This window comes from Klebsiella sp. R390 (genome assembly GCF_051131745.1).
Classification (GTDB): domain Bacteria; phylum Pseudomonadota; class Gammaproteobacteria; order Enterobacterales; family Enterobacteriaceae; genus Klebsiella.
Genome location: NZ_CP180445.1, coordinates 4,374,633 through 4,388,119, shown reverse-complemented (window position 1 = coordinate 4,388,119; position 13,487 = coordinate 4,374,633). Strand labels below are relative to the sequence as shown.

Annotated in this window: 10 protein-coding genes; 5 read left to right on the top strand and 5 right to left on the bottom strand. The window is 57.0% G+C overall.

Translation table 11 applies throughout. The annotated features are described in order from the left end of the window. Positions 1-15: 15 nt before the first annotated feature. Together ACMYSP_RS20580 and ACMYSP_RS20575 are read right to left on the bottom strand one after the other, a co-directional pair. Entirely contained in the window at positions 16-1,074 is a 1,059-nt protein-coding gene (locus ACMYSP_RS20580) for a YncE family protein (protein ID WP_434583894.1), read from the bottom strand. Between the two features lie 344 nt (positions 1,075-1,418). Beyond that, positions 1,419-2,054: a helix-turn-helix domain-containing protein gene (locus tag ACMYSP_RS20575; RefSeq protein WP_434583892.1), complete on the bottom strand. Its 636-nt coding sequence runs from the start codon at positions 2,052-2,054 to the stop codon at positions 1,419-1,421. A 216-nt stretch (positions 2,055-2,270) separates the two neighbouring features. Here ACMYSP_RS20575 and ACMYSP_RS20570 point away from each other — a divergent pair, with 216 nt between their 5' ends. Then, positions 2,271-4,247: an alkyl/aryl-sulfatase gene (locus ACMYSP_RS20570; protein WP_434583891.1), complete on the top strand. Its 1,977-nt coding sequence runs from the start codon at positions 2,271-2,273 to the stop codon at positions 4,245-4,247. A 94-nt stretch (positions 4,248-4,341) separates the two neighbouring features. On the opposite strand, the gene ACMYSP_RS20565 is transcribed toward ACMYSP_RS20570, so the two are convergent. Continuing rightward, a complete protein-coding gene (locus ACMYSP_RS20565; protein WP_434587200.1) occupies positions 4,342-5,280 on the bottom strand; it encodes a LysR family transcriptional regulator in 939 nt (312 codons plus the stop codon). 121 nt (positions 5,281-5,401) lie between these two features. On the opposite strand from ACMYSP_RS20565, the gene ACMYSP_RS20560 reads away from it, so the two are divergent. Next, complete coding sequence (locus ACMYSP_RS20560; protein ID WP_434583890.1) at positions 5,402-7,213, top strand: adenine deaminase; 1,812 nt, start codon at positions 5,402-5,404, stop codon at positions 7,211-7,213. Between the two features lie 2 nt (positions 7,214-7,215). Further along, a complete protein-coding gene (locus ACMYSP_RS20555) occupies positions 7,216-8,559 on the top strand; it encodes an NCS2 family permease (protein ID WP_434583889.1) in 1,344 nt (447 codons plus the stop codon). A gap of 94 nt (positions 8,560-8,653) precedes the next feature. On the opposite strand, the gene ACMYSP_RS20550 is transcribed toward ACMYSP_RS20555, so the two are convergent. Beyond that, positions 8,654-9,553, bottom strand: coding sequence for a LysR family transcriptional regulator (locus ACMYSP_RS20550; protein ID WP_434583888.1), 900 nt, complete (start codon positions 9,551-9,553; stop codon positions 8,654-8,656). Positions 9,554-9,740: 187 nt separating this feature from the next. On the opposite strand from ACMYSP_RS20550, the gene ACMYSP_RS20545 reads away from it, so the two are divergent. Then, the gene (locus tag ACMYSP_RS20545; RefSeq protein WP_434583887.1) at positions 9,741-10,055 is read left to right on the top strand and encodes an RcnB family protein; all 315 of its coding nucleotides are present in this window, start codon (positions 9,741-9,743) and stop codon (positions 10,053-10,055) included. Between the two features lie 102 nt (positions 10,056-10,157). Here the strand turns inward: ACMYSP_RS20545 and apbC are convergent, their stop codons facing one another. Continuing rightward, positions 10,158-11,267, bottom strand: a complete 1,110-nt coding sequence (gene apbC / locus ACMYSP_RS20540) for an iron-sulfur cluster carrier protein ApbC (RefSeq protein WP_123755122.1) — start codon at positions 11,265-11,267, stop codon at positions 10,158-10,160. Between the two features lie 152 nt (positions 11,268-11,419). Between apbC and metG the strand changes: the two genes are divergently transcribed. Then, entirely contained in the window at positions 11,420-13,453 is a 2,034-nt protein-coding gene (gene metG, locus ACMYSP_RS20535) for a methionine--tRNA ligase (protein WP_434587198.1), read from the top strand. The last annotated feature ends 34 nt before the right edge of the window (positions 13,454-13,487 follow it).

Sequence of the window (13,487 nt, the reverse complement as noted above, 5' to 3'; positions counted from 1 at the left end):
TCACAAAAAAAGCCCTTAAAATGTAGTTAGATCAATCTTGAGAACGTAGTCAGCCTGGTCGGATTTTTCGTCTTGTTTGACGCTGGCATACAGCGTTCTGGCATCAGCAGAAAGCACCAGGCTGTTCGGCATGGCCGCCGTTTTGATGGTGTGTTTGACGCGGTTGGTTTTGGCATCAATCACGCTTATCGAGCGGTCGTTGCGGTGGGTCACATAGATTTCATCGCGCGCGGCGTTATACAGCACGGCAATGGAGTTCGGCGTGGCAATGCGATGCAGCAGCTTGCCGGAGCGCAGGTCCACCACCAGCAGGTCGCGGGTATTGGTATCGGCGATATAGCCCACGCCTGCGGCGCTATTCAGCGCGATATTGAGGAAGTAGTGATTGGCCTCGGCCGGGTCGACCTTCACGCGGGAGAGCAGCGTCGAGGTCTTGCCATCAAGGGTAACCAGTTCGCCATGACCGGTGACCACATAAACCTTCTCACCCGTGGCATCCACCGCAAATCCCACCGGTTCGATTTTCCCGATGGTCTCCAGCAACTGCTGTTTACGGGTATCGACGACCCAGAGCAGCCCTTTGTCTTTACGCCCGATCCCGGAGACATACAGGCGCTGGTTGTGCTTATCGAGCACCACTTCACGAACGTGGGCTTTTTTCTCAGGATCCGAATCATCGCTCAACTGGATGGTGTTAATCACCTTGCCAGTGAGCGTGTCCAGCAGCATCACCGAGCCGTCCAGCGCATTACCCAGATAGAGAACATGGTTTTCTTCATCCAGCGAGAGCGCAAAGGTGCGGCGTTCGGTGGCGATTTTGTCCTTAATCTGCAAAGAATCGGCCGCCAGTCTGAACACCACGCCAGCGGTTTTATCTTTCTCAAAAGAGGGTGCTGAGGCGGCATAAATCGCCTGCTGCTGGTTGTCATAGGCTAACTCATAAACCCCGCGCCCCAGGGGCTGTGAGTGAAATTCCTTCTCACTGAACGCCTTTGCAGATGCGCAGAAAGGGTGAAGGGAAACGGCAACGGCCAGGGCGCAGAACGCGGCTTTCTTTACAGATGCTGTAGACATGTAATATTTCTTTACAGTAGTTTACGGAATGAAAACGATAATGAAAATGAATATTATTTGCAATCGCATATACCTCCATATTTCCTACCATTTTTTGTGTTGTAATCGAAGCGCCAGCTGTTTTAACGCGCGCGAGCCTGCGTAAGCCGTGCTTCTCGGATGGCTTCGTTTCTCGATGTCGGGGCAGGTTTACGGCAAAAGAAGGCAGATCATATTTGCCGATTGTCGGCAATCGGCCAGGGTAGAGATGATGGCAAGCGCAGCCAGCAAATGATGCACCACGCCATTTTGCCTGGTCTTTAACTGCGGCTTATGGTTGCAGGCCGTCCGTGGGGCCTTTCTGCTTAGTAGTCTTCCGGCAGCGGTCGATCAATAGAAATCAGCTTGCCTCTCTCCATGGTGATATACCCCCCGGCTTTCAGTTCGGCAAGCACCCGGAAAACGTGGGTTCGTGACAGGTTGGTCCGGCGGATGATAAACAACGCCAGCCCCTCGTTTTCGCCCTTATGTGCATTCTGGCGATACAGGTAACGAAACAGCATCGGCCGGATCGTCTGGTAGCTGGTCAGCTGACGACGTTCGTTGTGCAGGTCGATGGTAAAGATGGTCATATACACCAGAATGGTCGTCAGCTCCTGGATGCGTTGCGGGTCGTTTTTCATAAAAATACGATCAAACGCCTCGTAGGATATTTTGATAACCTCCGCAGGTGCCACCGAAATATATTCAAACTTCGCCAGTGGGCAATATCTTTCCAGCAATCCCACCGGCATATGCTCAATAGTATTACCAATCATGAGTCCATTATCTGGCATCACCATGGCTAAAGAACCTTTAACGCAAAAATAGATAGAGTCGGGCTTTAATACTAATTTTTTATTTAACGCAACAGACAGCACTTCGCCCTCTTCGGTTATTTCCGCGAGATAGGTATCTATTTTAAGACCTTGATAATAGCTGTGCACGTCCTGAAAATTCACGTCATCCCCCTTTTTGTTCCCTGTACCATCGAGCAAATTATAGCAGGGAACGCTCTTTCTATTCACCGTGAACGTATCCTGATTACCAGCCAGTCCCATTTGGGACTATCGCACTAATTCAATTCCCTTACAATGGTCAACAATTACTCCAGATTTGCTTTTGTCCCTTCATCATTATTTGTTGAGGATGACAAAAATTATCCAAGAGGCCCTTCAATGAAATTAAATCAGATCGCAAAACATCTGGCACTGGCCGGTGTTTTAACTTCTCTTTCTGTTTCCGCTTTCGCGCAGGTCATGCCGAAAGATGCCACAGAAGCCACTCAACAGGCAAATAACGCACTTTATAATAAGTTACCGTTTGCCGACAAAACCGACTTTGAAAATGCGCACAAAGGTTTCGTTGCCGCGCTGCCAGCAGAAGTGATTAAAGGCGCACAAGGTAACGTTATCTGGGACCCGGCGAAGTACGACTTCATTAAAGAAGGCGAAAAAGCACCTGCGACCGTTAACCCAAGCCTGTGGCGTCAGTCTCAGCTGATTAATATCAGCGGCCTGTATAAAGTCACCGATGGTGTTTATCAGATTCGTAATCTCGACCTCTCCAACATGACCATTGTTGAAGGCGATAAAGGCATCACCATTATTGACCCGTTATTGTCTGCAGAACCGGCGAAAGAAGCACTGAATCTGTACTACAAAAACCGCGGTAAAAAACCGGTCGTCGCCGTGCTGTTCACCCACAGCCACGTAGACCACTACGGCGGTATCCGTGGTGTGGTTGATGAAGCCGACGTGAAAGCGGGCAAAGTGAAAATCTACGCCCCGGACGGATTCATGAAAGAAGCCGTGTCTGAAAACATTATGGCCGGTAACGCCATGAGCCGTCGCGCCAGCTACATGTACGGTAACCTGCTGAAGCCTGATGCAAAAGGCCAGGTCGGCGCGGGTCTGGGGACCACCACCTCTGCCGGTACGGTGACCCTGCTGCAACCAACGGACTACATCACCCATACCGGGCAAGAAGAAGTTATCGATGGCCTGACCTACGACTTTATGATGGCACCGGGCTCTGAAGCGCCGTCAGAAATGCTGTGGTACATCAAAGAGAAGAAACTGATTGAAGCAGCAGAAGACGTCACCCATACGCTGCACAACACCTACTCTCTGCGTGGCGCGAAAATCCGTGACCCGCTGGCATGGTCGAAGTATATCAACGCCGCCATCGAGCGCTGGGGCAGCGATGCCGAAGTGATTATCGCCCAGCACCACTGGCCGACCTGGGGTAACGAAAACATTGTTAAGCTGATGAAAGGTCAGCGCGACATGTATCGCTTTATCAATGACCAGACGCTGCGCCTGGCCAACAAAGGCCTGACCCGTGATGAGATCGCCGCGAACTTCAAGCTGCCGCCGTCACTGGAAAAACAGTGGGCAAGCCGCGGTTATTACGGTTCTGTCAGCCACGATGTGAAAGCCACCTACGTGTTCTATCTCGGCTGGTTCGATGGCAACCCGGCGACCCTCGACGAACTGGCGCCAGAAGAAGCGGCGAAGAAGTTTGTTGATTATATGGGCGGCGCCAGCAACGTACTGAAGAAAGCCAAAGAAGATTACAGCCAGGGTAACTACCGTTGGGTTGCTCAGGTCACCAGCAAAGTTGTATTTGCTGACCCGAAAAACCAGGAAGCGCGTAATCTGGAAGCGGATGCGCTGGAGCAGCTGGGTTACCAGGCCGAAGCGGGCACGTGGCGTAACTTCTATCTGACCGGTGCTCAGGAACTGCGTAACGGCGTACAGCAACTGCCGACGCCGAACACCGCCAGCCCGGATACCGTGCGTGCGATGACCCCGGAAATGTTCTTCGATTATCTGGGCGTGCATATCAACGGTGAGAAAGCAGGCAATGCCAAAGCAATCTTCAACGTTGACCTTGGTAAAGACGGCGGCAAATACAAGCTGGAGCTGGAAAACGGCGTGCTGAACCACACCGCTAACGTCGAAGCGAAAGATGCGGATGCTAACATCACGCTGAGCCGCGAAGCGCTGAACAAGATCATCCTGAAGCAGGAAACGCTGAAGCAGGCTGTCGATAATGGTGACGTGACCATTACCGGGAATGCCGCGAAGCTGGACGAAATGCTGAGCTATATGGACAAGTTTGAGTTCTGGTTCAACATCGTTACTCCGTAAGCTTACGCCGTGACTTACCCTACCCCGCAGCCTGTGGCTGTGGGGTATTTTTTTGTCTGAAAGACACTGAACGCCGCCAATGCACTGGTTCCCTCTACACCCTGAGGTGCGCCGCCGATTCGCGCAGCGAACTTAGCAGCAGTAAAAAGCACTCTTCAATCAACGGCGGCAGCGGCTGTGCCCCGCGCATTAACGCGACGGTACGCGCCAGCGCGGGCTGCTGGAGCTGTGCTATCTGCAACGCCGGATCCTGTAAATGGGTAGTATAGAGCGCCGGCAGGATGGCAATGGCCAGGCGCGAGCGCACCAGACCATACAGGGTTTCGATATAATCCACCTGATACCGGGTGTTCAGGGTCAGCCGATGGCTCTCCGCCAGCGCGCCGACCAGACGTTGAATATTGCCTTTCGAGAACACGGCAATATCGCGCCCGGCCAACAGTTTCCACGGTAAATGCGGCTGCGCCGCCAGCGGATCGTCACGGTGCAGCACCGCCACAAACGGGTCTTCCCGCAGCGGGTAGACCTGCAACTCTGCGGGCAGCGAACTGTCGATCGCGCCGATACCAAAGTCAATCTTGCCGCTTTGCAGCTCCCGCACCAGCGCATCGTTGGTCTGATCGTGGAACTCAACCCGCAGCCGGGGAAAGGTTTGCGCCAGCAGCTGCGGCAGCAGCGGAAACAGCAGCGAACTGACCGAAGGCACCAGACCAATACGCACGGTGCCATCGCCGCCGGCCGCCACAATCTGCTGCATATCCTGAAACGCCAGCTGGGCCACGCTCAACACCCGACGGGCGTGGGGCAAAATCGCCGCCCCCAGTTCGGTCAGGGTCACCGCAGAGGCGGTCCGGTTCACCAGCTTGCCGCCGAGCACCGTTTCCACCTGGCGCAGTGCGCTGCTCAGCGCCGGCTGGCTGATGGCCAGGCGGTTGGCAGTATCGGTGAAATGGCGCAGCTCCGCCAGGGTGACAAAGTACTGTAGCTGCTTGAGAGAAAGCGCGGGCAGGCGCTGCCACGGTTCGGTCATGATGTTCTTCGCTAAGGGTAGTCAGGCAGAATAACCCGAGCTTATCGGGTGATAAATTTATTCATCTGGGCAAACGTTTGCTGTGCGCCTAGAGTATCGCCATTATCCTTGTGCCGGAGTTGTTATGTCCAGCAATGCAGAAAACCGCCGCCGTGCCGTCCAGGCTGCCAGAGGCGAAACACCGTTCGACCTGTTACTGACCGACGGGCATATCGTCGATATGGTCACCGGCGAAGTCCGCGCCGCCGATGTCGGCATCGTTGGCGAGATGATCGCCAGCGTGCATCCGCGCGGCAGCCGTACGGACGCGCACCAGCGCCAGTCGCTGGAAGGCGCCTACCTTTCACCGGGGCTGATCGATACCCACGTCCACCTTGAAAGCTCCCATCTGCCGCCCGAGCGCTACGCCGAAATCGTCCTCGCGCAGGGGACCACGGCGGTCTTCTGGGATCCCCATGAACTGGCCAACGTCCTCGGCGTGGAGGGGGTGCGCTATGCCGTTGACGCCAGCCGCCATCTGCCGCTGCAGGTGATGGTTGCCGCCCCTTCCAGCGTGCCATCGACGCCGGGGCTGGAAATGTCGGGGGCGGATTTCGCCGGCGCCGAAATGACCACCATGCTGGCATGGCCGGAAGTGTGCGGCGTGGCGGAAGTGATGGACATGCACGGCGTACTCAACGGTAGCGCGCGGATGCAGGAGATTGTCCAGGCCGGTCTCGACAGCGGCAAGCTGATCGAAGGTCATGCCCGTGGCCTGAGCGGCGCCGATCTGCAGGCTTACCTTGCCGCTGGGGTGACCTCCGATCATGAGCTGACCTCGGCAGAAGACGCGCTGGAAAAGCTACGCGCCGGGTTGACCCTGGAATTACGCGGTTCGCATCCGTATCTGCTGCCGGATATCGTGAACGCCCTGAAGACCCTCCCGCACCTCTCCTCGCAGATCACCGTCTGCACCGATGATGTGCCGCCGGATATGCTGCTGGAAAAAGGCGGTATTATCGCCCTGCTCAACCTGCTGATTAGCCATGGTCTGGCCGCTACCGACGTCCTGCGTTTCGCCACCCTCAACGCCGCGATTCGCCTGCAGCGTAACGATTTGGGGCTGATTGCCGCCGGCCGCCGCGCCGACCTGGTGGTCTTTGACAATCTCGAAACTCTGCAGGCCCGTGAGGTCTTTGTCGCCGGAAAGCCGATAGCCCGTGACGGCGCGATCATCGAGCCTGTTCCGGCTGCTGCTGGGGTATTACCCCCGCGCGATACGCTGCAGCTGGCGCCGCTGGAGGCACAGGATTTTGTGCTGCGGGTGCCGGGCATTGTGCACGGCGTGGCCCGTCTGCGGCATATCCGCGGCGCGCGCTTTACCCAATGGGGTGAAGTCGAAGTGCAGGTCCGCGATGGTGAAGTCCAGCTACCGGAAGGCTTCAGCCTGATCTGGGTGAAGCACCGCCACGGACGTCACCAGGCCACGCCGCAAATCGCCCTGCTCGAAGGCTGGGGCGAGCTGCGCGGCGCCATCGCCACCAGCTACTCCCACGACTCCCACAACCTCGTGGTGCTGGGACGCCATCCCGCCGACATGGCGCAGGCCGCCAACCAGCTGATTGCATCTGGCGGCGGAATGGCGCTTGCCCAGCAAGGCACTATCCTGGCCCACGTGGCGATGCCGATTGCCGGTATGCTGTCCGACCTGCCGGCCGTCGAACTGGCGCAGCAGTTCCGTGAATTACGCGACCTCAGCGCACAAATCGCCGACTGGGAGCCGCCCTACCGGGTATTTAAGGCCATTGAGGGAACCTGCCTCGCCTGTAATGCCGGGCCACATTTGACTGATTTAGGTTTGACCGACGGCACCACCCGCCAGATCGTCGAACCGCTGATAGCATGCCGGGAAACCCCGGCCCCAACCGATCACAACAATAATCATCGGGGAGCCTGATCATGGCCGACAACACACTGCATACCTCCGCGCAGGGAAGCTGGCTGGAGCGGCGTTTTGCCCTACGCTCCCGCGGCAGCACGCTGCGTACCGAATGCCTCGCCGGGGTGACCGGTTTTCTGGCCGCCGCTTATCTGCTGGTAGTGATCCCCGGCCTGCTGGCGGTGGGCGGTATGGACAAAGGTGCCGCCACCACCGGGACGATTCTGGTGTTCGTCGCTGGGACGTTACTGATGGCCTTTTACGCCAACCTGCCGTTTATCGTTGGCCCCGGCATTGGCGGCTCGGTGCTGGTGGGGGTGACGCTGGCCGGTAGCGAGGGGATCGGCTGGCAAATCGGTCTCGGTATCGCCTGTTGGTCTGGGATCCTGTTCTTCCTGCTCACCACATTTGGACTGCGCGAAGTGGTGACCCGCTCGGTGCCGCAGTCAATCAAGCTAGGGCTGACGGCCTCTATCGGCCTGTTTGTGGCGGTCCTGGGCTTTCGCAACGCAGGCCTGGTGCTGGCAAATGCCAAAACCAACGCCCTGATGCTGGGAGATTTCCTCTCCCCTGGCGCGCTGGTGGCGCTGTGCGGCCTGTTTCTCGCCATTGCCCTGCAGGCGCGGCGCATTCCGGGCGCCATTCTGTGGGCAATCCTGTTTGCCACGCTGATCGGTATTCCCGCTGGCGTGACTCGCTTACCCGGCAGCTTTATCGATATGCCGCACTCGCTCGCGCCGGTGCTGGGTCATATCGATATGCTGGGGGCGCTGAATATCGCGTTCCTGCCGTTCCTGTTCGTCTTTTTCGCCTCCGAGTTTTTCTCCACCATGGGGACCACCCTGGCGGTCGGCGGCGAAGCGGGGCTGCTGGATGACGAAGGCAATATGCCGCAGATCAACAGGCCGTTTATGGTCGATTCAATCGCCGCCGCCATCGGCCCATGGCTGGGCATTCCGGCTGCAACCGCGCTGATCGAATCCTCAGCGGCGGCAGAAGCCGGCGGCAAAACCGGGTTAACGGCGCTGGCGGCAGCGGTGATGTTTTTACTGATGCTGCTGTTCACCCCGGTGGCCCTGATGATCCCCAAAGAGGCCACCGCCCCGGCGCTGATCCTGATCGGTCTGAACATGTTCAGCGGCCTGCGCAAAGTCGATCTGGCTAATTTCACCGACGGGTTGCCGGTATTGATGATGGTGATGATCACCCTGATCGCCAACAGCTTCGGGACCGGCATCGCCGGCGGGCTGCTGTTTTACATCATGATTAAAACCGTTGCCGGCAAATGGCGCGAGATCCCGCTGGGATTGTGGATCCTCGCCATTCCGCTGGTCTACTACTTTGCCACCCTGGTGCGCCACTAAGCGAACACGCCGCCCGCCAGCCGGGCGGCGTGCTGCATCTCCGGACACAGCACTTCGCCGATTATGGGGTCAGGCACCTTGCATCAGACACAGATTAACCCTGCCCCGCTTCGCAGTGCGCTTTCACCTCTTCATACAATAAACGCACCGCGGCGGAGAGCTGCTTGCGATGCGGGCAAATCATATTCAGCGGCACCAGGTCGCCCTGGTAGTGCGGTAACAGCACCTGCAGACGCCCGGCGCGAATATCATCTCTGACATCCAGCGCCGACTTATAGGCAAATCCCTCGCCGGCAATCGCCAGCCGGCGGATCACCTCGGCGTCGTCGCTGACGATGGTGCCAGAAACCTGGATATGTTCCACCACGCCGTCAAGGCTGACCGGCCAGCGATCGAACTGCCGCCCGCGCAACACGTACAGCAGCGCGTTGTGCTGGGCCAGCGCCTGGGGCGTTTGCGGCTCGCCATGTTCGGCAATCCACGCCGGGGAGGCCACCAGCACCCGGCGGTTTTCCGGCGCGACGGGCAGTGAAATAAACGAGGCATCATCGTTGTCGCCATAGCGAAAGGCGACATCCACCGGGTCTTTAAACACATCGGTGCGGTGATCGGAAAAGAGGATCCGCAGCTTCAGCGCCGGGTGACGCTGGCGAAACGAGCGAAAGACGGTCAGCAGCAGATTACGCCCAAGGTCGGAGGGCACCGCAATTTGCAAGGTGCCGCGCACTTCATCATCCGGCACCTGAATTTTTTGTAACCCGGCGTGTAGCGTATCGAGCATCTGGGTGGCGTAGGGCAGCCAGGTTTCCCCTTCCGGGGTCAGGCGCAAACTGCGGGTCGAGCGCGCAAACAGGCGAATATTGAGCATGGTTTCCAGACGCTTAATCGCCGCGCTGACCTGCGCCGGTTGCTGGCCCACCTCACGCGCGGCGTCGCTGAAACTGCCCAATGCCGCCGCCCGAACAAATAACGTCAGATCTTCCAGTCTGAACATAAACACTCCCGAATCCAGATCTCCGGATTGTTCTCAAAACGGGCGCGATTCGCCCAATCAGGCACCCTGCCCATCGTTTTCTTACATATTTAACGCAACCAACGCTTGCCATCCCCGCCATGCTTCAGGAATGATACGAGGCTGCGATTTTGTGTCCAGGGTAATCCAGGATAATAATGAGGAAAATATGCGCAAGACAAAAATGATGCTTCTGGGCGTCCTGTTGGCCAGCACCAGCACCGTATGGGCAGCCACCAGCGGCCCGCAAAAATTTGAACTCGATGGTTTCACCGCAGACTTCACCCAGTTTCGCGTCGGAGACACCGTACCACCGCTGTATCTCACTCCGGAATACAACATCAAGCAGTGGCAGCAGCGTAACCTGCCTGCTCCGGAAGCCGGTACTCACTACACCTATATGGGCGGCAGCTACGTGCTGATCACCGATACCGAAGGGAAAATCGTCAAAATTTATGACGGCGAGATTTTCTACCAGCATTAATGGTTGAGCGCATCATCACCGATGACGCCAACGAAAACGCCCTGCCCTTTTCCTGCCAGCGCTGGCATAGAGAAGGACAGAGCGTTGTCTTATCCGCCGACGTTACACCGCGCGGAAGGCAATCTCACTGGGAATGACTTCCCCTTGCCAGTAGAGCTGTGCCGCCACCCTTCCCGCCAACTGACGGTAGATGTCGGTGAACTCGCTTTCCGGACGGGCCACCACGGTCGGCGTGCCGTTATCGAGATCTTCGCGCAAATTGATATGCAGCGGCAGCTGGGCCAGTAGCTGAGTATGGTATTTCTCTGCCAGTTTCTCAGCCCCGCCGGTGCCGAAGATAGCCTCATGGTGCCCACAGTTGCTGCAAATATGCATGCTCATGTTTTCCACGATGCCTAATACCGGCACTTCCACCTTTTCGAACATCACGATGCCTTTTTTCGCATCGATCAGCGCAATATCCTGCGGCGTGGTTACCACTACCGCCCCGGTCACCGGAATATTCTGCGCCAGGGTCAGCTGAATGTCGCCGGTGCCTGGCGGCATATCCAGCACCAGATAGTCGAGATCCGGCCACATTGTCTCCTGCAGCATTTGCAGCAGCGCTTTGCTGGCCATCGGACCGCGCCACACCATCGCGTTATCGTCGGTCACCAGGTAGCCGATGGAGTTGGTGGCAAGGCCAAAGCGCATGATCGGCGCCATGTGGGTGCCGTCAGGCGAGGTAGGTCGCTGATCTTCTGCCCCGAGCATGTTAGGAATCGACGGGCCATAGATATCGGCATCGAGGATCCCGACCTTCGCCCCTTCCGCAGCCAGCGCCAGCGCGAGGTTGACCGCCGTAGAGGATTTACCAACCCCACCTTTACCGGAGCTGACGGCGATAATATTTTTAACCCCGTTGATACCCGGCTGGTTTTTCACCCGCTTCAGCGTGGCGATGCTGTGCGTCAGCTTCCAGTCGATCGCCTGGGCGCCGGTGATACGCAGCAGATCGGCACTGCATTGCTCTTTTAAATCCTCAAAGGCGCTGTGCCAGACGAACGGCATTTGAATCTCGATATGCACGGTATCGTCGAGCCAGGCAACGTGGTGCAGTGCCTTCAGCGCGGTAAGGTTATGCTTCAAAGTGGGGTGCTGGAAATTAGCCAACGTTCCGGCGACCATCGCACGCAGACGTTCGGGGGATTTGGCCTGGGATTGTGAATTCATCCCGACTCCTTTGTTGTTATGAGCTGCTTTCAGTATCACTGAGTTTACCACAGCTGAGGATTATCCATATATGGTCAGCCATTTATGGCGCACCCATTACCCTTTTGGTAATATCAGAAGCCCTTTTTACAACAGAAGATGTAATGCCCACTATGACTCAAGTCGCGAAGAAAATTCTGGTAACGTGCGCACTGCCGTACGCCAACGGCTCTATCCACCTCGGCCACATGCTGGAGCACATCCAGGCTGATGTCTGGGTCCGTTACCAGCGAATGCGCGGCAACGAGGTCAATTTTATCTGCGCCGATGACGCCCACGGCACGCCGATTATGCTGAAAGCCCAGCAGCTTGGCGTTTCTCCGGAACAGATGATTGGCGAAATGAGTCAGGAGCATCAGACCGATTTTGCTGGCTTCAATATTAGTTACGACAACTACCACTCGACGCACAGCGACGAGAACCGTGAGCTGTCTGAGCTGATCTACGGTCGCCTGAAGGAGAACGGTTTTATCAAAAACCGCACCATCTCTCAGCTGTACGATCCGGAAAAAGGCATGTTCCTGCCGGACCGTTTCGTCAAAGGCACCTGTCCGAAGTGCAAATCGCCGGATCAGTATGGCGATAACTGCGAAGTCTGCGGCGCAACCTACAGCCCGACCGAGCTTATCGACCCGAAATCCGTAGTCTCCGGTGCGACCCCGGAAATGCGTGATTCCGAGCACTTCTTCTTCGACCTGCCGTCCTTCAGCGAGATGCTGCAGGCATGGACCCGCAGCGGTGCGCTGCAGGAGCAGGTGGCGAACAAAATGCAGGAGTGGTTCGAGTCAGGTCTGCAGCAGTGGGATATCTCCCGCGATGCGCCGTACTTTGGCTTCGAAATTCCTGGTGCGCCAGGCAAATATTTCTACGTCTGGCTGGATGCGCCAATTGGCTACATGGGTTCCTTCAAGAACCTGTGCGACAAGCGCGGCGACACCACAAGCTTCGACGAATACTGGAAGAAAGATTCCAGTGCCGAGCTGTATCACTTCATCGGCAAAGACATCGTCTACTTCCACAGCCTGTTCTGGCCGGCGATGCTGGAAGGCAGCAATTTCCGTAAACCCACCAACCTGTTTGTGCACGGCTACGTGACGGTCAACGGCGCGAAGATGTCCAAATCGCGCGGTACCTTTATCAAAGCCAGCACCTGGCTGAACCATTTCGACGCCGATAGCCTGCGTTACTACTACACCGCGAAGCTCTCTTCACGCATTGATGATATCGACCTGAACCTGGAAGATTTCGTCCAGCGCGTCAATGCCGATATCGTCAACAAAGTAGTGAACCTGGCATCGCGCAACGCCGGCTTTATCAACAAGCGTTTTGACGGCGTGCTGTCGGCTGAACTGGCTGACCCGGCGCTGTACAAAACCTTCACCGACGCCGCCAGCGTGATTGGCGAAGCGTGGGAAAGCCGTGAATTCGGCAAAGCGATCCGCGAGATCATGGCGCTGGCCGACGTGGCTAACCGCTATGTTGACGAGCAGGCACCGTGGGTCGTGGCGAAACAGGAAGGCCGCGATGCCGACCTGCAGGCCATCTGCTCAATGGGCATCAACCTGTTCCGCGTGCTGATGACCTGGCTGAAACCGGTTCTGCCGACCCTGTCCGAGCGTGTTGAGGCGTTCCTCAACTGCGAACTGAGCTGGGATGCTATCCAGCAGCCGCTGCTGTCGCACAAGGTCAACACCTTCAAAGCGTTGTACAACCGTATCGAGATGAAACAGGTTGAAGCGCTGGTGGAAGCCTCGAAAGAAGAGGTAAAAGCGACTGCGGCACCGGTGACCGGCCCGCTGGCGGACGATCCGATTCAGGAGACCATCAGCTTTGATGATTTCGCGAAGGTGGATATGCGTATCGCGCTGATTGAAAACGCCGAGTTTGTCGACGGTTCCGATAAGCTGCTGCGCCTGAGCCTCGACCTGGGCGGCGAAAAACGCAATGTCTTTTCCGGCATTCGTAGCGCCTACCCGGACCCGCAGGTGCTGATTGGTCGCCTGACGGTGATGGTCGCCAACCTGGCGCCGCGTAAAATGCGTTTCGGCATCTCTGAAGGGATGGTGATGGCGGCAGGTCCTGGCGACAAGGATATCTTCCTGTTAAGCCCGGACAGCGGCGCCAAACCTGGTCAACAGGTAAAATAATCTCCGCATCAAGCGCTGCCCCGGCAGCGCTTTT

Coding starts and splice junctions, on each gene's coding strand:
- ACMYSP_RS20570 (WP_434583891.1), top strand. CDS start 2,271: ATGAAATTAAATCAGATCGCAAAACATCTGGCACTGGCCGGTGTTTTA.
- apbC (WP_123755122.1), bottom strand. CDS start 11,267: ATGAATTCACAATCCCAGGCCAAATCCCCCGAACGTCTGCGTGCGATG.
- ACMYSP_RS20545 (WP_434583887.1), top strand. CDS start 9,741: ATGCGCAAGACAAAAATGATGCTTCTGGGCGTCCTGTTGGCCAGCACC.
- ACMYSP_RS20560 (WP_434583890.1), top strand. CDS start 5,402: ATGTCCAGCAATGCAGAAAACCGCCGCCGTGCCGTCCAGGCTGCCAGA.
- ACMYSP_RS20555 (WP_434583889.1), top strand. CDS start 7,216: ATGGCCGACAACACACTGCATACCTCCGCGCAGGGAAGCTGGCTGGAG.
- ACMYSP_RS20580 (WP_434583894.1), bottom strand. CDS start 1,074: ATGTCTACAGCATCTGTAAAGAAAGCCGCGTTCTGCGCCCTGGCCGTT.
- ACMYSP_RS20550 (WP_434583888.1), bottom strand. CDS start 9,553: ATGTTCAGACTGGAAGATCTGACGTTATTTGTTCGGGCGGCGGCATTG.
- metG (WP_434587198.1), top strand. CDS start 11,420: ATGACTCAAGTCGCGAAGAAAATTCTGGTAACGTGCGCACTGCCGTAC.